This window comes from Hyphomicrobiaceae bacterium (assembly GCA_041397645.1).
In the GTDB taxonomy this organism is placed as follows: Bacteria; Pseudomonadota; Alphaproteobacteria; order Rhizobiales; family Hyphomicrobiaceae; genus Hyphomicrobium_B.
Window position 1 is genome coordinate 2,350,859 of the sequence record JAWKWE010000004.1, and the last position, 23,371, is coordinate 2,374,229.

Sequence of the window (23,371 nt, forward strand, 5' to 3'; positions counted from 1 at the left end):
CGTCACCACCTCGAGCTAGGACGGCACATTTGACTCTGGCAGCAACCATCTTCGCAACTGTGGTATTGCTGACCTACGTGGCGTGGAGACGGTATCTGTGGACTGCAAAAGCTGTAAGGGACGAGCCTTTCGATACCTGTCCTTACAGCCTCAGGGACATCTTTGACGAAAGTGTCTACGACAAGGTCCCACATCAAAGAGGTGCGCGGTGGCTGAGCGAGGTTTTCAGCCGCTCGGCCGCCCGCTTTCCCGACCATCCCGCACTTCAAATTCCCCACACAGGTGAGACGCTGAGCTTCCGGGAGCTCGATACGCGCGCCGATACGATAGCCGCTGCCCTATCGCAATTTCTTACCGGCCCCGATCAAGTTGTTGCGTTGTCGATGCCCCAGGATAGCTGGCACATCGTGGCGGCTCATCTCGGCGTTCTGAGAGCGGGTGGGACACTGGTGGTGTTCGACACCACGCTCCCGGATAGCCTGGTTACGCACATGATCGCGGACGCGAACCCGGTCGTCGTTCTAACATTGGGCCAGGACAGCTATCGCGACCTGCCCACGCTCGACATCTCGAAACTTCCCAAGCAGGTCTCGCCGCCTCTCCCGCCTTCGTGGCTCGATGACCCGACACAGAGACTGGCGACGATCTTTTACACAAGTGGCACGACGGGAATGCCCAAGGGTGTGGAATCTCCACATGCCGGCTACATCAATCTGGCGCTCAGCTATGCCGACTATTTCGATCTCGTGCCCGGCATTGATGCGACAACGCTAACCTCATCGCTTGGCTACGATGGCAGCATCTCGGAAATGTATAGTGCATGGGTGTCTGGATGCGCTGTGGTGATGTTGACGAAGGATCAGGTGCGCTCCGGCCCCGATCTGATCCCGATCCTGAGGGCGGCGGAAGTGACGGTGCTGTTCTGCCCACCAGTGCTTCTTTCCACTCTGACGCCGACACCGGAGGTGGATCTGCCCTATCCGCTGTGCCGCTACATCGTTCCGGCCGGCGAGGCATTCCCGAGCGCCCTCGTAGAACCTTGGACGCGGGCACGGCGGCAGATCATCAATACATACGGCCCAACAGAGGCAAGCACAGACACCAGCCGCCAGAGTCTGAAGGCCGGCGAGCCGATCACGATTGGCTCGCCGTTTCCCAACGTCACCTACGTCATTTTAGAGATCGATAAGCTCGACCCTGTTCCGCATGGCGAGGTTGGAGAGCTGTGTATCGGCGGGGTGCACTTGGCGCGCGGATATCGAAACCTGCCGGAGCAGACGGCAAGCCGGTTCATTCAGCACCCTACGTTCGGGCGTTTGTATAGAACGGGCGACAAGTGCGTGATCGACATCAAAACCCAGCAGGTGCACTTCCTCGGCCGAATAGACACGCAGTTCAAGGTACGCGGACACCGCGTCGAGGCTCAAGCAGTTGAGGACATGCTGCAAACCCAGTTTCACGAAATCGAAGCTGCAGTACTCGACTACCAGAACGAGGCGCTCATAGCTTTTGTCCTTGCCCCCTCGCTCAGCAACGGAACGAAAGCTGAGGTTGCCGCAGCGCCGGAAGAATGGGCCGCGCGCATAACCGCGACGCTTGCACGGCAGCTTCCGGCACCGTCCGTCCCGTCCAGGATTGTCCTGGTCGAAAAATTTGTCATGAAGCCAGTGTCGGGAAAAATCGACCGAAGCAAACTTCCTAAGTTATTGCAGAGTGCAGGCACAGTTGAACCACCTGCACGCTTTCTCGATGGGGCGGCGACCGACGATCTCTCACAAGCCAACGTTGCCCGGGAACTCGATAACGTCGAGGTGCTCGCGATCTGCAGGAGCGTCCTTGGAACACCGATCGGATGGGACGACGAGTTTGCTCGATCCGGTGGCCATTCGATCGTCATCGCGCGCTTGGCTCTTAAGCTGCAAAGCGCCGGATGGACCATTCCTGTCCGCGCACTGATGAGTGACTGCAATACGCCCCGCAAGGTTGCGCAACGCCCCCGGCAGGCGTCTCAGGCCGCTGCGCCGACCATTCCGGCCAAAGCGATTGAGCGCCAATCGCCGTCTGGCTCTGCCACGGATAATGCGCTGCCGGTCGCAGTATTCACGGCCCTGCAATTGGCATTCGCATTGCTATTAATCTCGCCAGGCCTGATTTCGCTGGTTGTCGCGGTGAGCATGCTTGAGATCGGTGCTTTCTTCGTCGCAGGCACGTTTTTTCAATTCCTCGCAGTCGGTGTGGGGCTCTATTTTGTCGGCCTGTCGATGCCGTTTGCGACGCTGCTGTGGGTGCTTTCTATCAAGCGCTTCCTTCCTGGCAAGGTCACAGCGGGCATCTATCCGAAATGGAGCCGGATGCATCTGCGCGTCTGGTGCCTCGCCCGCATGGAGGCCCTCGTACTCCGACAGCTCAGCATGATGTTTCGAAGCGCGCCATTGATGACGTTCGCGCTAAGACAGCTCGGCGCACGGGTCGGCCGCAATGTGCAGTGCGCGCAGGACGCGGTAATAAGGGGTCCGCTTGAACTTGTATGCATCGATGATGACGTAACCATCCAAACCGGGGCCTACATCCAGCCGGTGAGATGGACCGGCCAGCAACTCCACATCGGGAAGATCGATCTGGAGAGCGGCTGCAAAATCGGCATGCGCGCGGCCGTCGGCAATGGCGTCAGGGTCGGACAAGGCACGTGGGTAACGCCCTTCACTCCCATTCTTCGCGATACCGGCCCTAACGAGATGTGGGAGGGTGGGCCGGCCCGACTGGCTGGCCGGTTTATCGATCTGGATCGCCCCCGGCGTGTCGCCCGCATCTCCTACCCAATCTGGTTGCTGGAGAGTTGCAACATCGCGATGCAGATATTGGCCAACATCGCTGTCACCGTGGCACCAGCCGCAATGATCGCTTGGCTTGCGCGCGATTTTACGCCGCTGCCGGATCTCGACGAGTCGTCTACCTACTTCAGTCATGCACCACTGCTTCAAATGATGTGGCGGCTCGCACTTTACGCGTTCGTGACCACTTGGCTCACCATCGCCGTCACTTCGGTCCTCGGCTGTCTTTTCGTGCGGGTGACAGCCGCACGTCCAGGACTTCACAACACGCACAGCTTAGCCGGAGCGCTTCTAATGCTCCGGATCAACATGCTGAATGCCATTCAACGCATATGGACGTGGACGCTTACTGGCCAGTATTTGAGGTCGCTTGCTGGCGTGCGATTCAGCCGGCTGGGCTGTTCTGAATGCGATATCATGTTCAATCTCGTCCCGGAGACGGCGCGTGTCCACGCCGAGGTCTTCTGGTCTAACGGTAGCTTCACGAACATGCTCGACTACGGACCGCACCACCTCACGCTGCGCCACGTCGACATGCCGCGCAAATTCTTCAGCGGCAACAATTGCGTCATCGAGCATGGCCAAATGCCGTCGAACTTCCTACTCGGCGTTTCCACGCCGTGCAGCGAAATAGATTTCCGGAGGCAGATCCGCACGCGTCCCGGGCAACCCATCGTCGTGGCGGGCAATCCGCCGGTGCGATTTGCTAGCGCATCTTCCGAGGAGGAGAACGCCGATCACTGCCTCCCGAGTTTTCCACTGTTTCTAGCTCGAACTCTGCTGAACGACTTCGTCGGCATCGGATTGCAGCGCGTGACTGAGCTCCTCGTGTTCTCGGTTGCACTCATTGCTTTGTTGCGGACAGGCGCCGGGTCGGTCTCCTGCTCTATCGCGGCTATTCTCATCACGGAGGCTGCGATCGTTCTGCTGAGCGTGGGAGCGAAGAGAATACTTGTCGGCAACGATTGGGGAAGAGATCATCGCACTGCGTTCTGGTCCTGGAGGCACTTCAGCTACTTCTTCGCTCAGGACTGCTTCTTCGTCTGGTGCCGGGGATATCTGGCATTGGCTGCGGGCACCGTCCTCGCAAATCCGCTTCTGAGAGCGATGGGATGTCGGATCGGTCCCAGAACTCTCGTGACGGAACCCATGCAATGCTCGGACTGGAATGCGGTCAGCTTTGGAGCTGACTGCGTCGTGGGGGGCTTCATGCAATTCCACACGTTTGAGAACATGGTTCTGAAGGTTGAGCGGACCCATCTAGCTGACGGTTGCTCGATCGCCTTCGGTGCCACGGTGATGGGAGGCGTGAATGTCGAGCCGGGGACCTCGGTGATGCCCCTTTCGCTGGTCCTCAAGGGGATGACGTTGCCAACGGGAACCTACGAAGGAAGTCCCGTTGGGTTTGCTGCTGCTGAAACTTGCCGGGAAGCCGCTCAATGAGGCAGGCACTTTTCCCCACATCAAAAGTTCAACGGCCCGAGGTCGACCGCCACTTCCGGAGCTGCGCGCGTGATTGTACGCCGGAGATAGCGGGTGCGACCATCCGTGTTCTATACGCCCCTTGGTCGCGTGAACCGGAGGTATCAAAACTCTGTGCATCGCTACTGCCCGATGTCGAGCAACGGCAGTCTGAGCTGTTCCTGACAGATGCCGATCGGGAGCGTTTCCAGCAACGCCGATCTTTCCAGCGATATTGTGTGTACGATGCACTTGGGTGTGCAGACATGCTTCATGACCTCGATTTAGGCTGGACAGCCAAGGGGCGGCCCTATCTTGCAGGGCGTCCCGAATACTCTTTCAGTTTTTCCGCGTGCCGGCTCGGCTTCGTTGGCGCTTGGTCGTCAACCCACGACATCGGGATCGACATTGAGGATTCGGCTGACGACGTTGAGGACTTGGAGATGTGCCGCTACTACTTCGAGGCGCGCGAGACGACAGCCATTTTATCCTTGACCGGCGCGGAGCGTAGAAGCGCCTTTTTCCGTCTATGGACTTCGAAGGAGGCAGCACTGAAATCGATAGGCGAAGGCATCCCCTACGGTCTTTCCACTTTCGTTCTCGATCTCAAGCCTTCCCCACGAATTATCTGCGCACCGGCGGCCTTCGGCGATGTCGGTCGCATCCAAGTCCATCCGGTGGACGGCACAGACGGTTGCACATCGCTCGTCTTGCGCGCGCGATTATGACCCGACTGGGGTGAGGATTTCGAGCGCGCGAACAATTAAAGGATCGATCCCCCTTTCGATGTCAACCCTGGTGTTCAACAACTCGATATCAGGCGGCACACCCCTGCCCTCGAAGCAAACCATGTCTGCAGATAGGTACTGTTGATAGGAGAGGCAATAATCCCAGCCGTTGGGCAGGGTCTTTTCTAGAGTGTATGAGAATATTCCGTTCGTATGATCTCCAATGATCGTGACGTTGGGGAGCTCGCGCAAGGCAAGTGCGAACGCCTCGCCGCCGCTAAAGACCGCGTCGCATGTCAAAAGAATAATGGGACCAACGAAGCGGGGACTGCCATGCGGCTCCAAATGCCATGTCTTGAGGGGCGACCAGTCGTTCGCACCACAACCGAGCTTCGTCCGCCTATGGAAGGCAACCCGTTGACGGTCTGCGAAGCGGTTGATGATCGCGATGGCTGTGCTGTCGTCGCCGCCGGGATTGCCGCGAATGTCGATGATGAAGCCCCTGAGGCTGGAAAAGTCCTGCTGCAACTTATTGAGTGCAGTTGAAAGCTTCTTCTTACCGATCCCTTCGAGCTCTAAAATGCGCAAATAGCCGATGCTCTCGGAGCGTCCGTAGTGAAGCACCCAGGCTTCTGTGGGGGCTGGCACGTCAAATCCGTTGGACACGAGCGTTCTCGATGTCGTCTGAAATAGCTGCCGTACACCATCCTTGCCAAGCGCAGTATGAAACCGAGTTGGCTTCTCCGCTGTGAAGCGGCGTTTCATACCATCGATCTGGGCTTTGACCTCCACGTGTCCATCGTTCAGGGGATCGATCATGCAACACAGCGTATCGAATAGCTCCGCATCTGTGGTCAGACCCGTGATGCGCGGTCGATAGATCTGGTATTGCCGTACCCAGTCGACTCGCCTCAGTTCGAAAAACGGATATCTTTCGAAAAAGGTTTTCCAGAAGACTTCAAAATTTCTCACAGGGTCGCGATCGATCATTGTCCGATCCCTCGCAGCAGGCACGAGCGCTTAGCAATGTTTGGTTTTGACATCAGTGCCGGTGGCAAGGGTCACAACCCTGCGTCTGGCCAGAGTCCAACGATCAGCTCCGATACGGCAAGTTGAACGGCATAGATCGCCAAGGTGTACCTTCCGACAAAACGAAGCATTGCTGTCATCGATTGAGGTGGTTGAATGGGACTTGCGCCGCGACGAAACCGGACGAGGGCCAGCGATAGAACAATTATTCCAACGATAAAGACTGCCAGTTGAGCTTGCGAAAAAGAATACTCAATTTGCTCGAACCAAACATAGAGCGGTACTGTGATGAGGAAAGCAAGTATGCGCATGGCGCTCAAGTGCCGCTGCGAGTCGTTTCGCGGCATAGAGTTTGCTCCAACCACTTTGGAAGCTGAAGTGTAGTTCACATACATACGTTGCAAAAGTCCGCACAGTGCCCAAAGCCAACCCTCTGCGCCATAGTCAAAGAGGTTCGATGTGAGGGGCAGCGCTAGAACCAAGAAACAAATTACTCCAGTGAAAGCGAGCCATTGAAAGTTTTCAATGAATTGCGCGGCATACGGGCGCACCAATCGGATCAATGCGAAACTTAGTAGAATATTCGGCGAGACCCAATTCCAGTCTTCGTTCCAGCTTTCAAGTACCGTGAGAACCAAACCGAGTGAAAGCCAACTTAGCGGCACCTGCCGCGTATTGGCATAGCCCATGAGGAAGAAAAATGGAGGAGCTGCCATACGGCCTAGCGTGCTCCACCAAGAATCGTTTTCGACAAAAAAGTGCCCAAAGTGGTCAATGGCAACTAGAATAATTGCACAAGCCTTTAGCCAATCGGTGTTGTCGACCGTGTGAGGTGCAGACATTTTAATGCAACCTACCGCGCATGGCTGGCACTTTTCAGGGGCCGGCTGCTGGTCGAATTGCTTGGAGCAGTTCAACCACTTTATCTAGCCCCAAACTGTTAGGCCACAGACGCCGGTTCCTCCAGGTGCCTCAGTGACACGATTGCGAGTGATAGCGAAAGGTAATCCAAATCTTGAGATGTAGGAGCGAAGGACAAGATTAAGGCCAAGATCTCGGGGGCCTGGATCGCTCGGACAATCGGATTTACTGGCCATGAAGACTGCGGTGCAAACTTCTGCGTAAGTTTTGCGGGATTTAGTCCCGCACTGTGCTGATCCGATGGGCAATTGTTGCAACGGGCGCCCAGCTAACACGTTGAATTATCTTGCTTTGTTCTATCTGTCTCGTATTTTGATTCCGCCATGCGGAGGTTCGAACCCTCCCACCCCAGCCAACGTCTAAGCCATTTATATCGCTGTAAAAAAGACTTTTTGTCGTATAGTGAATTGGCGCCTAACTTCCGACGGTTAGCGCGGTGTGCGTGTGACTGAGCCGCGATGAGAGACGTCAATTCGCGGGATATGCCGCCTACACGACGAGGTTATCTCTCGAGGCCTTTTTCGTGCTGCGGGTTCGCGCCAAAAGCGCGTGCGCTATTCGTCCGTTTTTCAATCTTGAAAACGTGCCATGATTCGCTCTCCGCTGAGTGTGCGAAGTCTCGCCTCTGTTGCATCAAAGGAAGCCGAGGTGACGTCGCTGAAGCGACCATTCCCGAGGCAACGTGTGTGTCTTCGTGATGAAGTTCCTCGCCGTTAGCGTCGTCGGATGACGACCGTCGAGCACCGCTGCAACGATATCTGGCGCGAGGAAACTGATCCGCAGAAGTGCCGTGATGTAGTTGGCGTTCGTTTTGATCCGCCGCGCGGATGCTTCGATGCTCTCGCCGGTCCCGTTGAATATCTTTTCGCGGACATCAAAAGCTTTGACGAACAAATTGATCAGCGTGGTGTTCGGTGCTTGCGCTGTCGCAGCGCGCACGACGAGTCGCATGCCTTGTCCTGCGCGTTTCAATGCGGCGTCCACTTTCAAGACGATAGGGTCCTGGCCGCTGCCAATCTCGCCGCGTCTCCTGGCCTCCGGCTTTCCGGGTTGCGTCAGCGCATAGAAGACGTGCAACCGGTCGATCTCGACGTCTATGTGCCCTGGTTGAATGACGACCCGACTGACGATCCTCCGGATCAGCACTCTGCGTTCAGTTGGTGACCGCTGTTCCCAACCACCCGCGAGGTCCGCAGCACTACTTAAGATTTGCTGCTTTGGCACCTTTTCAAAGCCGATTTCAGAAAGAGCTTCGAGGACGGCGGGGCCCGACGAAAGGAAGTCCTTGATCGTTTTCCCGACAAGCGCTTCGATATCGCTCGCCGGGATACGGCGACCGCGTGGTGCTTCGGCTCTCGGCCCCGTGATCAAGTTGTTGGATACGTAATACCGATAGCGCTTGCCAGTTTTTACGGCATGGCTCGGTGTTAAGCGACAACCATCTCCGTCATACAGAATGCCCGTCAGCAGGCTAGCCTCTTGAACTCCAGCGGCGGCCTCACGGTCATGCGTGTTGTCCTCGAGCCGCTTCGCAACCGCATCCCAGAGCGGTCGATCGATGATCGGCGCGTGTTCGCCCGGATATGCCTTGTCCTTGTGGACGATCTCGCCGAGGTAGATCCGGTTCTTGAGCATATGATAGAGCGCCCCGCGGGCAAATGGCTTTCCACCTGTCGTCTTGCCGTGTTTGTCGATCCGTTGTTTGGAGACGATGCCCTGTTGGCTGAGGTCGTTCCTCAAGGCCGACACAGCACCGAGTTCGAGGTAACGCCGAAAGATGCGCCTGACAGTTTCTGCCTCGTGCGGTGTGATCACGAGTTTTCGGTCGCGCACATCATATCCCAGCGGCGGGTAGCCACCCATCCACATGCCCTTCTTCTTGGACGCGGCGATCTTGTCGCGGATGCGTTCACCGGCGATTTCGCGTTCAAATTGGGCGAAGGAAAGGAGCACGTTGAGCGTCAGGCGCCCCATGGACGAGGTTGTGTTGAACTGTTGCGTAACGGAGACGAACGAGACGGACGACGCGTCGAATATTTCCACGATCTTGGCGAAGTCTGCCAGGGAGCGGGTGAGCCGATCAACCTTGTAGACGACAACACAATCAACTTTGCCGTCACGGACGTCATTGAAAAGACGTTGGACGGACGGCCGTTCGAGAGTTGCTCCAGAAATGCCTCCGTCGTCATACATCTCAGGAAGGGCGAGCCAACCGGCGTGGCGCTGGCTCAAGATATAGGCCTCGCACGCTTCTCGCTGCGCATCGAGAGAATTGAAATCCTGCTCCAGGCCCTCTTCAGAAGATTTTCGCGTGTAGATTGCGCAGCGCAAGCGCGACGCTTTCGTTGCGGTCGAGGCATTAGTCATTTTTGCCCTCCCGCAAGCGGGCGGTCGGCGACTGAGTTCGCGCTCTCAAGCCGAAGAAGCGCGGGCCTGACCAATGTGCGCCGGTGATGGCCTCGGCGATTTTGCTCAAGGAAGCGTAGGTCTGCCCGCGCCATTCAAAGCCGTCGGCCAAGACTTGAACCTCATGGGTTGTTCCGTTCCATTCGCGCAGCAGCTTCGTTCCGGGCTTGAAAGCGGTCTGCCGTTCAAGCTTGCGTTCGGCACCTGAGGCGCTTTGATCGGACAGGATTCTGAGACGCCGAAGGGTCGGCTTTGAAAGCCCGCCGTGAACGGCCTCCTGGATCTTGTAGGCGATGCCGCGGATCAGGAGATCACGACTGAGCCTGTGTGGCGGCGGCTTTCGATAAAGCCGCCGCCATTCTGTTCGCAGCTCTGGGAGACCGAGTATCTCGATCGCTATAAGCTTGGCTTCGAGGTCGGTGTGAAACGAAACGCCCATCGTCAGCGACCGCGCTTTGTGTCGATGCGGTAGCGGCGCAATCCGCCCGCGGTCTTCGACGACGTGAGTGCGAGGCCGAGCTTCTTCTTGATCGTGCCTGCGAGGAACCCACGCACGCTGTGCTGCTGCCAGCCCGAGGCTTCCATCATTTCCGTGATGGTGGCGCCGTCGCGCCGGCGCAGAAGTGTCAGGATGCGATCCTGTTTCGTGACGCGCGCGGTATGCTGCTCGTCGTTGGGTTCTACCTTGCTTGCGACGGTGTGCTTTGAAGAAGACTTTTCAGTTGCCTTGGGCTTTTCGCTTTTGGCAGAGGTTGCGGACTTTGTTCGTTTGGTCTGGCTCGAGACGCGGGCTTCCATTGTGGTCATGGTGGGCTCCAGGGGTTTCAAGGTTGCGCCACCTCGGCGCTCCCACCACCCGAAGCCCCGCGTTCCGCGAGGCGAACCCCGAAAATTCGGCACCCCAGCTAACCGGCGCCCGTCACGCCACCAATGCGTCCTTTGCGGCAGAAGTCGAGGCCTGATTTCGCTCCGAAGCGCGCGAAATTGGACGCGTCGGTTAACGAAGGCGTGCTATCGATTTTGGATGTTGAGCGGATGATATTCGCTGCGTCAGAAACGGCGCGACTGACCCTCAGCCGAAGTATCTACGCTCACGATCTCTTCCGGCCCGTCAGCATGGCCTTCACGAGATTCTCTCCGTGCTCGACGCTCGCAACGATGACACCAAAGACGTGGAGCCCAATCAGAGCGAGCGTCACATTCGCCAACGCCTCATGGATTTCCTCCAGTGCTTTCGAACCCCAATACGCATCTGTCGTCATGAGCGTGCCGGCTATGCAAAGCCCCGCCAGCATGACGAGGAGCGCGACGATCATCCAGCCGCCGGCGGGATTGTGTCCGACAACGCGGGGGGCTTGCAGTCGCACGCTCTGCTTTAAGAATTCGGCGACTGCCCGCGGCCCCTTGACGAAATTGGTGAAGCGCGCGTGGCGGGGACCAACAAAACCCCATGCGATTCGCAAGGCAACGAGTGCGGCGATTGCATAGCCTGCCGTCAGATGCAGCCATTCGATCTCGTCGCCGGTCAAGAACGCGACCACGAAAAGCACGACGAGGCTCCAGTGAAAGATGCGGACAAAGGGGTCCCACACCTTCATTGTTGCCGGCGGCATGGGGCCGCCGGCAATTTCCGATCGTTCGAAATTCATCGCGACGCGGTCCCCTTCTTGGGCAGGGCCGACCATACGGTGCCGACGGGATTGCCCGTCGCCGGATCGATGAAGAACTCGATGCGCTTGCCATCGGTGTCTCGCGCATAGATCTCAGCGCACGAGCCCTTCATTTTAGACTTGGCAACCACGTAGCCGTGATCCTTGACGATCTTCTCAATGGCTTCGAGCGTCATCCACTTGCTCTTCGGCTCGTTGGTACAGGGCTTGCCGAAGCTTTCAGCCAATGCGCTTCCACTGAGTGCGGCAAAGACAGTGGCGGCGATCATAGTTCTCTTCATGACATGTTCCTTATTGCATTGTTTGGTTGAGTAACCCCGCGTCATGCAGGTGCCCTGTCGGCGGCGGCGAGCGGTCAGGAGTCTTCCGATTTGACGACGCTGGCGGTCACGGGGTCGAGCTTCAGTTCGGACTTCGTGCCGTTCTTGTCCTCGACGTCGGCTTCCGCGCAGCCGTCTTCGAACTCGATTTCCTTGACCTTGTATCCCTGCTCGGTGAGTTTCGATTTGAGCTGTTCGAGCGTCAGCCATTGCTCCTTTGGAGCTTTGGTGCAGCCTTCGTCCTCGCTTGCGAACGCATTCGAGGTGAGGGCAAGGCCGATTGCCAGGGCTATGACGGCTAGGTTTGGAGCGGTGCGCATGTTGTCTCCTTCTGCTACATCACGCCGCCTCTTCATGGGCGACATGCACGCCTTATGCAGCAGGGCGGGTGACCGCCTCCTGATGCGAGCCGTCAGCATTTCGTCAGGTCACCGGCCGTAGCGTCGGGACGGACATTTGTCAGAGATCAATCAATATGCTGCGACGCTCTCCTAAATTTGCTTTACTGGTTTTGACGGCCCTGCTTGGAACCGTGGCACCCTCTTTCGCAGATGATGACGAACGCGGCGACGAAAATCACCGGCATGACAGAATTCGAGGAGCGGTCGAGCGCGGCGAGATCAAGCCCCTCGTCGACGTCTTGCAGTTTGTACAACCCAAGCTGCCCGGTGAGATCGTTGGTGTCGAAGCTGAGTACACGGACGGCCGCTGGGTCTACGAGTTTCGCGTCCTCGACAGACAAGGCCGCATGTTCGAGGTCTCCGTCGATGCCGCAACCGCTGAGATCTCAAGAATCGAGGACAAATGATGCGCGTTCTCGTCGTCGAGGATGATTTGAGGATTGCCGCGGATGTCTGCAGTGCGCTCCGGACTGCCGGCTATTTGACCGACCTCGCAGCCGATGGGGAGGACGCATGGTTTCGCGGCGATACAGAGGACTATGACCTCGTCGTTCTCGATCTCGGTCTGCCGCGGATGGACGGATTGGCCGTGCTCAAGAAGTGGCGGAGCGCCAAGCGCAATATGCCGGTCATTGCACTCACCGCACGCGGCAGCTGGATGGAGCGCGTGGAAGGCATCGATGCTGGCGCCGATGACTACCTGCCCAAACCCTTCCGTATGGAAGAACTGATTGCGCGCATTCGAGCGCTCGTAAGGCGATCGAGCGGACACTCGTCATCCCTGATAACGGCGGGCGATCTGATGCTCGATGAACGGCAAATGCGCGTGAGCGTGGCCGGCGTCCCGGTCGATTTGGCGCCGCTCGAATACCGTGCCGTTGCCTACCTGATGCACAATATCGGCCGCGTCGTTCCTCAAGGTGAGCTGAGCGAGCATATACACGGCTCAGCGGATGCCTATGACTCCAACGCGATTGAAGCGTTGATAGCGCGAATTCGGCACAAGATCGGCGGCGATTTCATCAAGACTCGGCGAGGCTTCGGCTACATCGTCGAAGAGGCTGCGTCGTGAAGCCGGGCTCATTGCGGCTACGGCTCGCCGCCGGAGGCGCGGCGGCCATCCTCGCCGCACTTGTTTTAGCAGGGCTCGGCCTCAGCGTCCTTTTCGAACGCCATGTGATGCGGTCGCTCGCCGATGATCTCGAAGTCGATCTGCGCCAGATGATCGCCGCACTCGAGTTGGACGCGACGGGCCTGCCGAAACTGACGCGCGAACCGGCTGACCCGCGCTTCGCCGAGCCCTTGTACGGACTCTATTGGCAGCTCGGTACGCCGGCCGGAGCCGTGGTGCGGTCGCGCTCGCTGTGGGACGCAACGATACCGCTACCCCACGACGCATTGTCGCCCGGCGAGGTGCATCATCATCGCGTCGTGGGACCCGGTGCCAGCACGCTGCTCGCCGTCGAGAGAACGGTCCTTCTCAAGTTCAATGAGACCCGGCTGCCAATTCGGCTTGTCGTCGCCGCCGATCTGGCCAAGATCGTTGCAGCGAGACGGTCGTTTACTGATGATCTTATTCCGTCTCTGGCGCTCTTGGGTCTTGTCCTTGCCGTTGCGACGTGGGTCCAGGTCAGTCTTGGGTTGAGACCGTTGGCGCGGGTCCGCGAAGGCATTGCGGCCATCCGCGAAGGACAAGCCACGGCGATCGAAGGCGCCACGCCGTCGGAAGTCACGCCGCTCGTGCAGGAGATCAATGCGCTCGTAAAGGCGCAGGAAACCGATCTTGGGCGCGCGCGTGGCCGCGCTGCCGATCTCGCGCATGGTTTGAAGACGCCGCTGTCGGCACTCTCGGCCGACGTCCGCGCCCTCCGGGCGCGCGGCGATGCCGATATTGCCGGTCGGATTGAGGAAGTCTGCGAAACCATGCGCCGGCACATTGAACGGGAGTTGGCGCGAGCGCGCGTTCGCGGAAAGCGTGGCTTTGGCGGTCCCCCGCCGACACTACTTGGCCCGCTTGTCGAATCGCTCGTTTCGATTCAGCGCAGAAGCGGACCGGGAGAGCGACTGTCGTTCGAAATCGATCTGGCCGCAGACTTCAAGATCGCCATGGACAGAACCGACGCGGCAGAGGTGCTCGGCAACCTACTCGACAATGCCAGACGTCACGCCCGCGCCAAAGTCCGGATCAGCGCCTCCGATGATGGGCGCGTATCGATCGAGGACGATGGTTCCGGAGTCCCGGAAGATATGAGGGAGTGGGTTCGCGCGCGCGGGGCGCGTCTGGATCAGAGACCGGATGGCGCAGGCTTGGGTCTGGCGATCGTGCAGGATGTGCTTGCGGCGTATGACCGGGGGCTGTCGCTAGAGATATCCTCTCTTGGCGGTCTGAAGGTGACCTTCTAGCGGAAACTTTGGCCAATGCCTTGGCAGCTCCTGGCCCGTCTCTCCCGTTCCTTGCGAGCCACCACGTCGTCTGCTGCCAAGGGAAGACCGGCAGCGCCACGGACGTGAGCTACCCGGCAAGTTTTGACCCCGAATTTCAACTCCTCGGGGTGACAGAGTCGCCGCTCAGATAGGGAGCAGCCGTTCGGCCAATACCATCACGCACCACAACGCTGTCAGTCCCAGCATCGCGACGTCCGATTTCCGAAAACTAAAGTGATCGAGGAACGATGCAGGCGTGGCCGCAATGCCCCGAGTTCCCCTTGTTTGTGCCGGAATTGACGGACGGCGGGTGAGGAACGCTTGCGTGAGTGGCACCGCCCGTGCCGCTCTACGTCGATGTGTCGTCGACGTGGACGTTGCTCCCATTAGAGCATTATAGCTGTCTGAAACGCTTGAGCTTCTTTGCATTGCGGTGTTTCCTCTCACAAAAAGCGGTGATTTCGCTGATTGGGTAGACGGACGCTAGCAAGGCATAGTCGTCGGGACGCTGATGGATGCCGTAAGCTACCTGTCAGCTGCCATCTGTTGCACTAGGGAGCGCTGCCTTGACTGGTATCAACGCCGCCGCGTCCTAGCCGGCTATTGTTTGTGCCGACGGAGCCGAGTGGTGGTGAGGAGTGTCAGGAAGATGCCAATGGGAAACGTCCAGTTCTACCGAGTATGGGACGCGCCGACGCGGCTGTTCCACTGGATCAACGTCGCCTGTGTTCTTGTCTTGGCGGCCATCGGCACCGCCATACTCTACGACAAAGAACTCGGCGTTACCGACGCTGGCAAACTCCTCTTGAAGTCGGTCCACGTTTGGATCGGCTACGTCTTCGCGCTCAACCTGCTGTGGCGCATCGTCTGGGCGTTCATCGGCAACCGGCATGCGCGATGGCCAGCCATACTTCCCTTCCGGTCCGGGTACGTTGCCGAGTGCAAGAGTTACATCCAAGGACTGAAGCAGGGCGACGCACGACCCTATCTGGGCCACAATCCCATTGCACGCGCGATGGTGACCTTCCTGTTCATCCTACTCCTCGTGCAGGCCGCCACCGGTCTCGTGCTGGCGGGAACGGACATCTACTATCCGCCGTTCGGAAATTGGATTGCCGCTTGGATTGCGGCGCCGGGCGTTGATCCTTCCACCATCGTCCCGTACGACAAGACCGGCATAGATCCGGCTGCTTGGGATGCCATGCGCTCGTTCCGGTCGCCATACGTGACCATGCACTACTGGGTCTTCTATGCGTTGCTCATCGCTGCGCTCATCCATTTGGTAGGCGTGGTTGTCACGGAGCTGCGCGAGGGAGGCGGCATCGTCTCGGCGATGCTCACCGGGCAAAAGGTGTTCAATCGGAAACCTGTCGATGACGCTGATTTAGAGGCGTGACAGGGCTTGGACTTCGAGTAGGCCTGCGGCAAGCGAGCTCAAGTACTGCCGTTAGCCCCGCGCTGACGTCGTCACGAACACGAACGTTGTCTGACCACGACGACGCCACAAGGGCGAAGACTGCTCGTGGCCCTCAGCCGATGTAGGGGCGGCTCGGTGACACTTCCGCAAGTTGGGGAACAGCAGAAGCTCCCCCATTTTTGCAGCGCATGCTGTTGACGGCTAAGTGATCGCCTCAAGCCCCTTCGACTTGACGAGACTGAGCAACTTCAAGGATGGCCCGCTCGGCTTCTTTTCCCCGCGTTCCCATTCGCTGACAAGCTTGGCTTTTACATTGAGATAGCTCGCGAACACGGCCTGGCTGACACCAGCGCGTTCGCGGATCGATTGAATTGCTTTTGGCGACAAATCCTCGACTGTTGTCAGGCACGACGCGTCGAACTCGCGCATCGTTCCCTTGTCGATTACTCCAGCACGATGCAGTCCGGCAGCTGTCTTGTGAGCCACGGCCAGCGCATCACTGCGGTACTTAAGCCCCTTCTTGGTCATCACACTCCACCTCTTTCAATTCGCCCGCAGCAACCAGTCTTTGCAGCGTGGCTGCGTTGGCTTGGAGAAAGGCCTGCGCGAGCCGACGGTAGACTTCGAGTTCGTCATCCGAGAGGTTGGCTTTGCTGTTCTTCGCGAAGCCGTACATGAAGATGCTCCGGTCGCCCGATCGAAATGCAATGATCGTGCGATATCCGCCAGATCGTCCTTGACCCTGCCGCGCAACGCGCTGCTTGATTACGCCGCCACCCAGGTCGGCATCGATCAATCCGCTACCGGCACGGAGCACGGTCTCGCAGAGTTGGCTCGATCCAATGCGTTCCTTGCGAGCGAAGCGGGCAAACTCCTTGGTGGCGAAAACCCGCAACTGGCATCTCCTTAGAGCCGCACCTATATATCACCCCTAGGGGTATAGTTCAAGGTGCGCCAAGTGGCTCGCTTCCGAGTGTGCGGCCGATACCGAGCGGGCAGTCGGACGCCGCTCGTCTCTGCGTCTCACCCGGGCGATATCCGTTCCTGCCCTGATTTTTCTTAGTGTTTTCTGTAGGTTGGGTAGGGTGAATCTGACTCTGCCTGTCGAGGTTCGAATCCTGGTCGGTCAGCCACCATCTAACTAATTGATATTGCTGCATATTATGTCATTTCCGTAGGCGGAAATCTAGCGTCTTTTCCGGGCCTTGTCGACGTCAGTTTTCCGATCCCGTACGCCACTCCCGTCTCTGCACGAGGTTCGTCGCCTCTTTGCCCGTTTTATCTCTGTCGCCCTTTTTCGGCCGGTCAGACTCGCATCGTTTTGCGGACGTGGCAGGTGCTATCGAGACTCGAAACCGAGGACGGCCCGCTGGAGCTGCCAGTCGTGGGGCAAGTCTTTGCAAAGGGAGATGAGGCGTGCCGCTGTGAGGTCCTCAGGCTGGCGCCCTTCAAAGAGGTCTCTTACAATGCCTGGAGACAGATATGTGAGGCGCATGTGCGCCGAAAGATAGTCGCGCTTGACGCCAAGCCGCTGCGCGAGTGCGTCGATGGTTGCATCGCGTCCTGACAGTAAGGCATCGCGGGTCGCATACGCATTTCTGAGCAGAGCGATCATGTGGCGATCCGGCTTTGCAGCACGGCCGCCTCCAACAATCAGTCGAATGCCTTTTCCGGCGCGGCGCAGTCTGGCCTCGGCGCGGAGTTCAGTTGTGTCGAGATGTTCTCCAGACAGCTCTCTAGATGCTTCACCCACTAGGACTCTTATGATCTCTTTCCGGTTGAGGCTGACGACAACTTCATCGACACGGACACACACGCGCGCGATAATCGACCGGACGAGTTCGCGAATCTTGATCGACGGCAAGGCCGCCCAGCCGTGTGTCAGTTCGTCGGCCTTCTTGAGTGACGAGCGAAACGTGGCAGCGTCGAGGCCGAAAATTGACAGCGTCTCACCGACGTCTTGTTCCGAAGCAAAAAACGCTCTTATCCGTTCGAGAACCAGCGCCTCGACGTCGCCTGCCGGCACGCGCAAGCCCTTTTCATGAAGCGAACGAGCCTCCGTTATCAGCGCTGTGGAGACATAGTACCGGTAGCGTCGGCCCTTCTTGACGGCATGCGTCGGCGTCATGCGGTGTCCTTCTCCGTCCACGATCAGCCCGGCAAGCAGGCTCGGCTCTTCTGCAGTCACGCCAAGCGCTTGGGCCTGTCGATTGCTAGCTAGCTTCTCTTGGACGAGTTTCCAGTTCTCGGCCTCAACGATCGCTTCGTGCTGACCGGGGTAGACCTTCCCTTGATGTCCAATCTCGCCCCGATAGATTGGATTTTGCAGCAAGGTGTAGAGTGCGCCGCGTGAAAAACGGTTGCCACCCGCAAGGACGCCGCCGGCGCCTTGCCGGCACTTACTCACGATTCCAAGCCCGGCAAGTTCGTCCGCGAGGATCCGGACCGACCCGAGTTCGGCGTAGCGCCGGAAGATCATCCGCACCGTCTTGGCTTCGGCTTTATTGACGATCAGCTTGCGCTCCTTGACGTCATATCCGAGCGGGACGTTGCCGCCCATCCACATGCCCTTGGCTTTGGACGCGGCGATCTTGTCGCGGATTCGTTCGCCCGCGATCTCACGCTCGAACTGGGCGAAAGAGAGCAGCATGTTGAGCGTGAGCCGGCCCATCGATGTTGTGGTGTTGAACGACTGCGTCACAGAAACGAACGAGGCGCTATGAGAGTCCAGCACATCGACGATCTTCGCAAAATCAGAGAGTGACCGCGTCAGCCGGTCGACCTTGTAGACGACCACGATCTGCACCTTGCTGGACGTGATGTCGGCGAGTAGCCGCTGGAGCGCAGGACGCTCCATGGTGCCGCCCGACAACCCTCCGTCGTCGCAGAGATCTGGAAGTGCCGCCCAGCCGGCATGCTTCTGGCTAAGTACGTAGGCAGCGCAGGCCTCCCGCTGCGCGTCGAGCGAGTTGAACTCCTTCTCGAGCCCTTCGTCGGAGGACTTGCGCGTGTAGATGGCACAGTTGAGCCGTTTCATTGGAGGCGCCTCTCCAGAAGGGCGAGGCGACGCCGGATTTGATTCACCGTTTTCGAGATGCGCCTGAGTTGACTGCGTCCGACATCGAGGACCTTGACGCCTTGCCCCTCCGACGCGATGAGCGCCGCGTCCTCGAACAGGCCGGTCAGATCGGCAAACGCCCGTCGGATGGCATCCAGATCGGCGTTAGCCATCGCCGGCCCCCTTCTTCGAAGTCAGGCCGAAGAACCGTGGTCCGGACCAGTGCGCGCCGGTGATTTCGCGCGCGACGACCGAAAGTGACCTGTATCGCCTGTCGCGCCATTCGACACCGTCCGCGTGGACGAGGACGGTGTGGGTCTGCCCATTCCACTCGCGCACGAGCCGCGTGCCCGGCTTAACCGCGGTGCAGGGCGCCGCCCTGCGGTGTTCGTACGAAGTTGCGTCAGGCCCTGCACCGGTCAGCTTTCGCAGAACTGACTTGGGGAGACCGCCGAATGCCCTCTCCTGGATCTTGTAGGTGATGCCGCGCAGAAGCAGATCGCGGGACAGGCTCTTCGGCGGCTGCATGTGATGCAGCCGCCGCCATTCTGCCCGCAGCTCGAAGTTGCTCAGGGCTTCGAGCCGCACCAACTCGGCCGCGATGTCTATCGAGACTGGCCTCATGTCAGCGACCGCGCTTGGTGTCGATCTTGTAGCGACGCAATTCGCCTTCGCTTTTTGACGATATGAGCGTGAAGCCGAGCTTCTTTTTGACCGTTGCCGCGAGGAACCCGCGCACGCTGTGTTGCTGCCAGCCAGTTGCTTCCATCATTTCCGGAATGCTGGCGCCGTTGCGTTGGCTCAAGAGCTCCAGCACGCGATCATGCTTCGTCACGCGCTCGGTATGGTGTTCATCGCGTGCAGCAGAGCGATTTTCGGCTGGCGCCGGCCGAGACTTGGCGCCAGATTTGGTCTTTGCGGATTTGGCGGGCGCCGTTGGCGCGTGCTTCTTGGCGTGGCTTGGGACGCGGGCTTCTATTGTGGACATGGTGGGCTCCAGGTGTTTCGGGGTTGCGCCACCTCGGCGCTCCCACCACCCGAAGCCCCGCGTTCCGCGAGGCGAACCCTGAAAATTCGGCGCCCCAGCTAATCGGCGCCTGTGCCGCCACCAATGCGTCCTTTGCGGCAGAAGTCGAGGCCTGATTTCGCTGCTAACGCGCGAATTCGCAGCCTCAGTTAAGGAAATCTATGACCGGTGCCAGGGGCCGAGCGGACGAATTACAGCCGACAGCCAAACGACGAATTTGACCCCAAGCTGAACTTGTTGCCTACCAAATGAATGGGCAAGAGGTTATGCCGCTGCGGCTAATGCGATGTCTGCACGTGCGCCGTTCATGCTTGAAATTATGGCCGACGCAGAAAGGAAAAGATTGCTCTCGGCTCACGAAACATCATCTTCCCGCGCTGGCCGCTTACGGCCGTCACCATTGACCAAACGAGATTTTCACGAGTGCGAACGCTTGTAAACAGTACGCCAGCAATATGAATGGCGACGCAAGCTGCTGTCACATGGGCAAACAGGCTATGGAGCGTGTCCACCGCTTCCGATCCCCAATAGGCGTCAGTTGTGAGCAGAACGCCGACCACGCCCGTGCCGGCAGTAATAAGCAGAAGGATCACCACCATGGCGCCACCTGCGGGGTTATGCCCAAGATGGCGCGGCTCCGCACCGCGCGCGACCTGACGTAGGTAAGCGTATGTGGCGGCTGGCGGCTTAACGAACACTGCAAAGCGCGCATGTGTAGGACCGACGAAACCCCAGAACACGCGGAATAAGATCAGCACGAGGACGGCCCAGCCGGTGACAACGTGAGCCTCGCGCGCTTCATCGCCCGTAAAATACGTTACGGCGAAGGATACGACGAGTCCCCAGTGGAAGACGCGGAGGAACGGGTCCCAGACCTCAGCGGTGCTTTTCGGCAACGGCCCTAAATGTGGTCGGATCGAAGTGCGATGCCTGCATCCTACTGCCTTTCCTGACTGTCATTCAAATTCGATCCCTGCGGTCAAGCGAAAAATGGCGTCTTCGCTGTGTCCGGTGAGGCCAAATGTGCCGCCAATGCCGACATGAATTTCATTTTTCAGGTCCGCACGCAGCCCGATGCCGATGTATTGTTCGGTCTTGCTGCCATCAAGTGTTAGACCCATTGGCGAGTCGCCAGCACCTCCGAACAACTCGAGACCAAGCGTCAGTTTCTGTACACCTCGTTCGCTCAAATAGCTGAGGGATGGCGGCGCGTCGTATGCGCGAAAGAATGTATAGTTCAGGCCAGCAGCGTAACCAAAGGCCCAGTGACCGTTTTCAAGGTTCACTTCGTGAATGGTGTTGAACGCGACGTTGAGATTGCTGTTTAAGTCGTGACCAAGAATGATCTTGGTCTCCACCTCATGCTCGCTGCCTTCTTCCTCTCCTTCCTCCTCTTCCTCGTCGTCAACGCGGCCAACCACATCCTTGACGAAGCGGCTGTTTGGGCGCTTGTAAATGTATTCGGCATAAAGAACGGGGTTTAAGAGCGTTTCTTCGCGGAAAAGTCGCAGACGGTTTTCGAAGCGGAAGCTACCAAAATCATAGTCATCGCCGCTGTCGAAGGTCTTCGCGCCTTCGAGATAAATGGCCGTCGTAAAGAGATCGGTCACGCCGTATTCAATTTCGAAAAGCTGGGCGGTGTAGTTGGGTTCCCCGTCACCGACACGACCGATATCGGAAAAGACCTGGACCTCGACGGCGCCCTCTTCCTCCATGTGGTGATTGTAGAGGACGTAATTAGCGTCTTGCCCAGCGAGTGCGGCAGACGTGCTCACCGAGCCAGCGAGCACGATAATGGCCGTCATCCGCCTAAAATGGATTCCCATAACTTCCCCCCAAAGTTCGAGATTCAAGGTCTCGAGCACTTAGAGCGTGTTTAATATGTCTACTTCATTGGTCAATAATTACGGCGCTGTAAGTATACGTAAGGTTGGAAACGTGGCGAAATGGCCACTGTCGACGCCGGAGAGATTTTGCAGTGGCGGGCCGGAGTAAAAGTGCAGCATATCCACCTCGTTCCAACGAGCGAGATGCGGCCGCCCGTGACGGTCATGTGTACGTGAGGATGCTGCGTCATCGCCGAGACCCAAGGGTGCAGTACGGCTGTCACGCCGATCTTCACGCCAAGGTGTTTTGGATCGGCAGCGATGGTCAGCATCGTCTCGCTGCTGGCTTTGAACAGCGCGTCGTAGATGACGGCCTTGTCCTGATAGGCGATGTCGCCGATCTCGGCCGGCAGCGTGAACACGATATGGAAGTACGGCACCGGCAGCAGATCCGCTTCACGCGCTTCCATCCAGTCGCGCGCCTGGGCGCCCTGGCACTTCGGGCAGTGACGGTTACGGCAGGAGTTGTAGGCGATGGAGGTGAAGCCGCACACGGCGTTCTCGCAGCGCGCGACATGCCCGCCGAGCGCTGCCGTGTGACAGTCCTCGATCGCGCTCATCACCTTCAACTGACCGAGGCTCAGATGGCCGCGGTTGGCGTCACGCCAAGCGGGGCCGTGGTCGCGGAAGATGTCCGCGACCTCCAATGCTGGACGAGCCAAGGGGCCGGCTCAAGCGGGCGGTCCATCTTTCGGTCGCAGCAACCGGTCGAGCGGGCTTTCGATCGAGCGCAGCAGATTAGTCGCGACCTGCGTGTAGCGCGCCGTCGTATCCAACTTCGCATGCCCGAGCAGCACCTGAATCACCCGCACATCGATGCTGTTCTACAGAAGATGCGTCGCGAAGGAATGCCGGAGCGTGTGCGGCGACACCCAGGAACCGAGCCCGGCGGCGTCGGCCGCCATGTGACAGGCCCGGTTCAATTGGCGCACCGTGATCGGAAGCAACGGATCGCGGCCCTGGAACAGCCAGCCCGGTGAGCTGCAGCGAGAGCATTGCGTGACGATCCCTGCGCCCCTTGCCCCGCCCACGCGGAGATCGACCCCGCACCGCATCCCCGGCGGCGGCATCCCCATGGTTCCTCCGCTCACGCGGAGATCGACCCACTTGTTAGATTTCAGCCGGAATGGAGATCGGCGTCGATAGCGGAGGAGCAAGTGACATGATGAATGACGGATGGATGTGGGGCATGGGCTTCGGGCACATCGTTGTGGTTGCGCTTGTCGTTCTGGTGATGCCGCCCTCGTCAAATACGTGTTCTTCCGGTGAAGGTCCCGAAGCGGGCAGCACGGCATACCGTGAGCCTGCGATGGCGCGAGCGGGTCTTTACCTTTGGACTCTACGCCGGCGTATCCGCGGCCGGTCACCTTCTCTGGGAGATCGTACAGCTGCCGCTTTATTCTCTCTGGCAGACTGCATCGCACACAGAGCTGGCCTTCGCCGTTCTGCACTGTACCGGTGGCGATTTTCTTATCGCGCTGAATGTCCTGCTGGCATCGGTCGTGCTGCTTAGAGCTTGGAGCTGGCCTCGCGCGCAAGCGCTTCAGGTCGCCTCCCTCTCCATCCCTCTCGGAATTGCCTACACGGCCTACAGCGAGTGGCTCAACATCTATGTCCGCCAATCATGGGGCTATCGTCCGGCGATGCCGACGGTTAAGATACTCAGCTACCAGATCGGCGTATCACCGCTCGCGCAGTGGCTCCTTGTGCCAGCTGCTGTCTTTGCCATCCTTGCGTCAATGCGCCGGTGGTACGTTCAATCCGAGCCCGGTGCACCGGAGCCGTGACAGCA

At 58.7% G+C, this 23,371-nt stretch carries 23 protein-coding genes and 2 pseudogenes; 7 read left to right on the forward strand and 18 right to left on the reverse strand.

Going from position 1 to position 23,371, the window contains the following annotated elements:
- The first annotated feature begins 29 nt into the window (after positions 1-29).
- Together R3D51_11045 and R3D51_11050 are read left to right on the forward strand one after the other, a co-directional pair.
- Positions 30-4,274: an AMP-binding protein gene (locus R3D51_11045; protein MEZ5900016.1), complete on the forward strand. Its 4,245-nt coding sequence runs from the start codon at positions 30-32 to the stop codon at positions 4,272-4,274.
- Positions 4,271-5,020, forward strand: a complete 750-nt coding sequence (locus R3D51_11050) for a 4'-phosphopantetheinyl transferase superfamily protein (GenBank protein MEZ5900017.1) — start codon at positions 4,271-4,273, stop codon at positions 5,018-5,020. The genes R3D51_11045 and R3D51_11050 overlap by 4 nt, the downstream gene beginning before the upstream one ends.
- Here the strand turns inward: R3D51_11050 and R3D51_11055 are convergent.
- The 8 genes from R3D51_11055 to R3D51_11090 form a co-directional block, all read right to left on the reverse strand.
- Positions 5,015-6,010 (reverse strand): S41 family peptidase, encoded by a 996-nt coding sequence (locus R3D51_11055; protein MEZ5900018.1) that lies wholly within the window; start codon positions 6,008-6,010, stop codon positions 5,015-5,017. The two genes, R3D51_11050 and R3D51_11055, sit on opposite strands and share 6 nt — an antisense overlap.
- Positions 6,011-6,081: 71 nt before the next feature.
- Positions 6,082-6,891 (reverse strand): TraX family protein, encoded by an 810-nt coding sequence (locus R3D51_11060; protein ID MEZ5900019.1) that lies wholly within the window; start codon positions 6,889-6,891, stop codon positions 6,082-6,084.
- 712 nt (positions 6,892-7,603) lie between these two features.
- Positions 7,604-9,337 carry a recombinase family protein gene (locus R3D51_11065; protein ID MEZ5900020.1) on the reverse strand — a complete coding sequence of 578 codons (1,734 nt, stop codon included), beginning with the start codon at positions 9,335-9,337 and terminating at the stop codon, positions 7,604-7,606.
- Complete coding sequence (locus tag R3D51_11070) at positions 9,330-9,815, reverse strand: DUF2924 domain-containing protein (GenBank protein ID MEZ5900021.1); 486 nt, start codon at positions 9,813-9,815, stop codon at positions 9,330-9,332. Before R3D51_11070 ends, R3D51_11065 begins: the two co-directional genes overlap by 8 nt.
- A 2-nt stretch (positions 9,816-9,817) precedes the next feature.
- Positions 9,818-10,183, reverse strand: coding sequence for a DUF3489 domain-containing protein (locus R3D51_11075; protein MEZ5900022.1), 366 nt, complete (start codon positions 10,181-10,183; stop codon positions 9,818-9,820).
- Positions 10,184-10,467: 284 nt separating this feature from the next.
- Positions 10,468-11,025 (reverse strand): cytochrome b/b6 domain-containing protein, encoded by a 558-nt coding sequence (locus tag R3D51_11080; protein MEZ5900023.1) that lies wholly within the window; start codon positions 11,023-11,025, stop codon positions 10,468-10,470.
- On the reverse strand, positions 11,022-11,327 hold the full coding sequence (locus R3D51_11085; GenBank protein MEZ5900024.1) for a PepSY domain-containing protein: 306 nt from the start codon (positions 11,325-11,327) through the stop codon (positions 11,022-11,024). The genes R3D51_11080 and R3D51_11085 overlap by 4 nt, the downstream gene beginning before the upstream one ends.
- Before the next feature lie 74 nt (positions 11,328-11,401).
- Positions 11,402-11,686: a PepSY domain-containing protein gene (locus R3D51_11090; GenBank protein MEZ5900025.1), complete on the reverse strand. Its 285-nt coding sequence runs from the start codon at positions 11,684-11,686 to the stop codon at positions 11,402-11,404.
- Between the two features lie 155 nt (positions 11,687-11,841).
- On the opposite strand from R3D51_11090, the gene R3D51_11095 reads away from it, so the two are divergent.
- From R3D51_11095 to R3D51_11110, 4 genes are all read left to right on the forward strand, one after another.
- The gene (locus R3D51_11095) at positions 11,842-12,174 is read left to right on the forward strand and encodes a peptidase (protein MEZ5900026.1); all 333 of its coding nucleotides are present in this window, start codon (positions 11,842-11,844) and stop codon (positions 12,172-12,174) included.
- Positions 12,174-12,839, forward strand: coding sequence for a response regulator transcription factor (locus tag R3D51_11100; protein ID MEZ5900027.1), 666 nt, complete (start codon positions 12,174-12,176; stop codon positions 12,837-12,839). Before R3D51_11095 ends, R3D51_11100 begins: the two co-directional genes overlap by 1 nt.
- On the forward strand, positions 12,836-14,170 hold the full coding sequence (locus R3D51_11105; GenBank protein ID MEZ5900028.1) for a HAMP domain-containing sensor histidine kinase: 1,335 nt from the start codon (positions 12,836-12,838) through the stop codon (positions 14,168-14,170). The genes R3D51_11100 and R3D51_11105 overlap by 4 nt, the downstream gene beginning before the upstream one ends.
- Positions 14,171-14,846: 676 nt before the next feature.
- A complete protein-coding gene (locus tag R3D51_11110) occupies positions 14,847-15,587 on the forward strand; it encodes a cytochrome b/b6 domain-containing protein (GenBank protein MEZ5900029.1) in 741 nt (246 codons plus the stop codon).
- Between the two features lie 222 nt (positions 15,588-15,809).
- On the opposite strand, the gene R3D51_11115 is transcribed toward R3D51_11110, so the two are convergent.
- The 10 genes and pseudogenes from R3D51_11115 to R3D51_11160 all read right to left on the reverse strand — a co-directional run bounded on the left by R3D51_11115 (position 15,810) and on the right by R3D51_11160 (position 22,553).
- Positions 15,810-16,136: a DNA-binding transcriptional regulator gene (locus R3D51_11115; protein MEZ5900030.1), complete on the reverse strand. Its 327-nt coding sequence runs from the start codon at positions 16,134-16,136 to the stop codon at positions 15,810-15,812.
- Positions 16,117-16,503, reverse strand: a complete 387-nt coding sequence (locus tag R3D51_11120; protein MEZ5900031.1) for a type II toxin-antitoxin system RelE/ParE family toxin — start codon at positions 16,501-16,503, stop codon at positions 16,117-16,119. Before R3D51_11120 ends, R3D51_11115 begins: the two co-directional genes overlap by 20 nt.
- 444 nt (positions 16,504-16,947) lie before the next feature.
- Entirely contained in the window at positions 16,948-18,645 is a 1,698-nt protein-coding gene (locus tag R3D51_11125) for a recombinase family protein (protein ID MEZ5900032.1), read from the reverse strand.
- Positions 18,642-18,839 (reverse strand): hypothetical protein, encoded by a 198-nt coding sequence (locus tag R3D51_11130; GenBank protein MEZ5900033.1) that lies wholly within the window; start codon positions 18,837-18,839, stop codon positions 18,642-18,644. Before R3D51_11130 ends, R3D51_11125 begins: the two co-directional genes overlap by 4 nt.
- Positions 18,832-19,290, reverse strand: a complete 459-nt coding sequence (locus R3D51_11135) for a DUF2924 domain-containing protein (GenBank protein ID MEZ5900034.1) — start codon at positions 19,288-19,290, stop codon at positions 18,832-18,834. Before R3D51_11135 ends, R3D51_11130 begins: the two co-directional genes overlap by 8 nt.
- A gap of 1 nt (position 19,291) precedes the next feature.
- On the reverse strand, positions 19,292-19,654 hold the full coding sequence (locus tag R3D51_11140) for a DUF3489 domain-containing protein (GenBank protein MEZ5900035.1): 363 nt from the start codon (positions 19,652-19,654) through the stop codon (positions 19,292-19,294).
- Positions 19,655-20,010: 356 nt separating this feature from the next.
- Positions 20,011-20,589 carry a cytochrome b/b6 domain-containing protein gene (locus R3D51_11145; protein ID MEZ5900036.1) on the reverse strand — a complete coding sequence of 193 codons (579 nt, stop codon included), beginning with the start codon at positions 20,587-20,589 and terminating at the stop codon, positions 20,011-20,013.
- Between the two features lie 60 nt (positions 20,590-20,649).
- Positions 20,650-21,408 (reverse strand): hypothetical protein, encoded by a 759-nt coding sequence (locus R3D51_11150; GenBank protein MEZ5900037.1) that lies wholly within the window; start codon positions 21,406-21,408, stop codon positions 20,650-20,652.
- A 284-nt stretch (positions 21,409-21,692) separates the two neighbouring features.
- Positions 21,693-22,241, reverse strand: a pseudogene (locus tag R3D51_11155) (transposase zinc-binding domain-containing protein).
- Between the two features lie 9 nt (positions 22,242-22,250).
- Positions 22,251-22,553, reverse strand: a pseudogene (locus tag R3D51_11160) (tyrosine-type recombinase/integrase).
- A 291-nt stretch (positions 22,554-22,844) separates the two neighbouring features.
- Here R3D51_11160 and R3D51_11165 point away from each other — a divergent pair.
- Positions 22,845-23,366 carry a hypothetical protein gene (locus tag R3D51_11165; protein MEZ5900038.1) on the forward strand — a complete coding sequence of 174 codons (522 nt, stop codon included), beginning with the start codon at positions 22,845-22,847 and terminating at the stop codon, positions 23,364-23,366.
- The last annotated feature ends 5 nt before the right edge of the window (positions 23,367-23,371 follow it).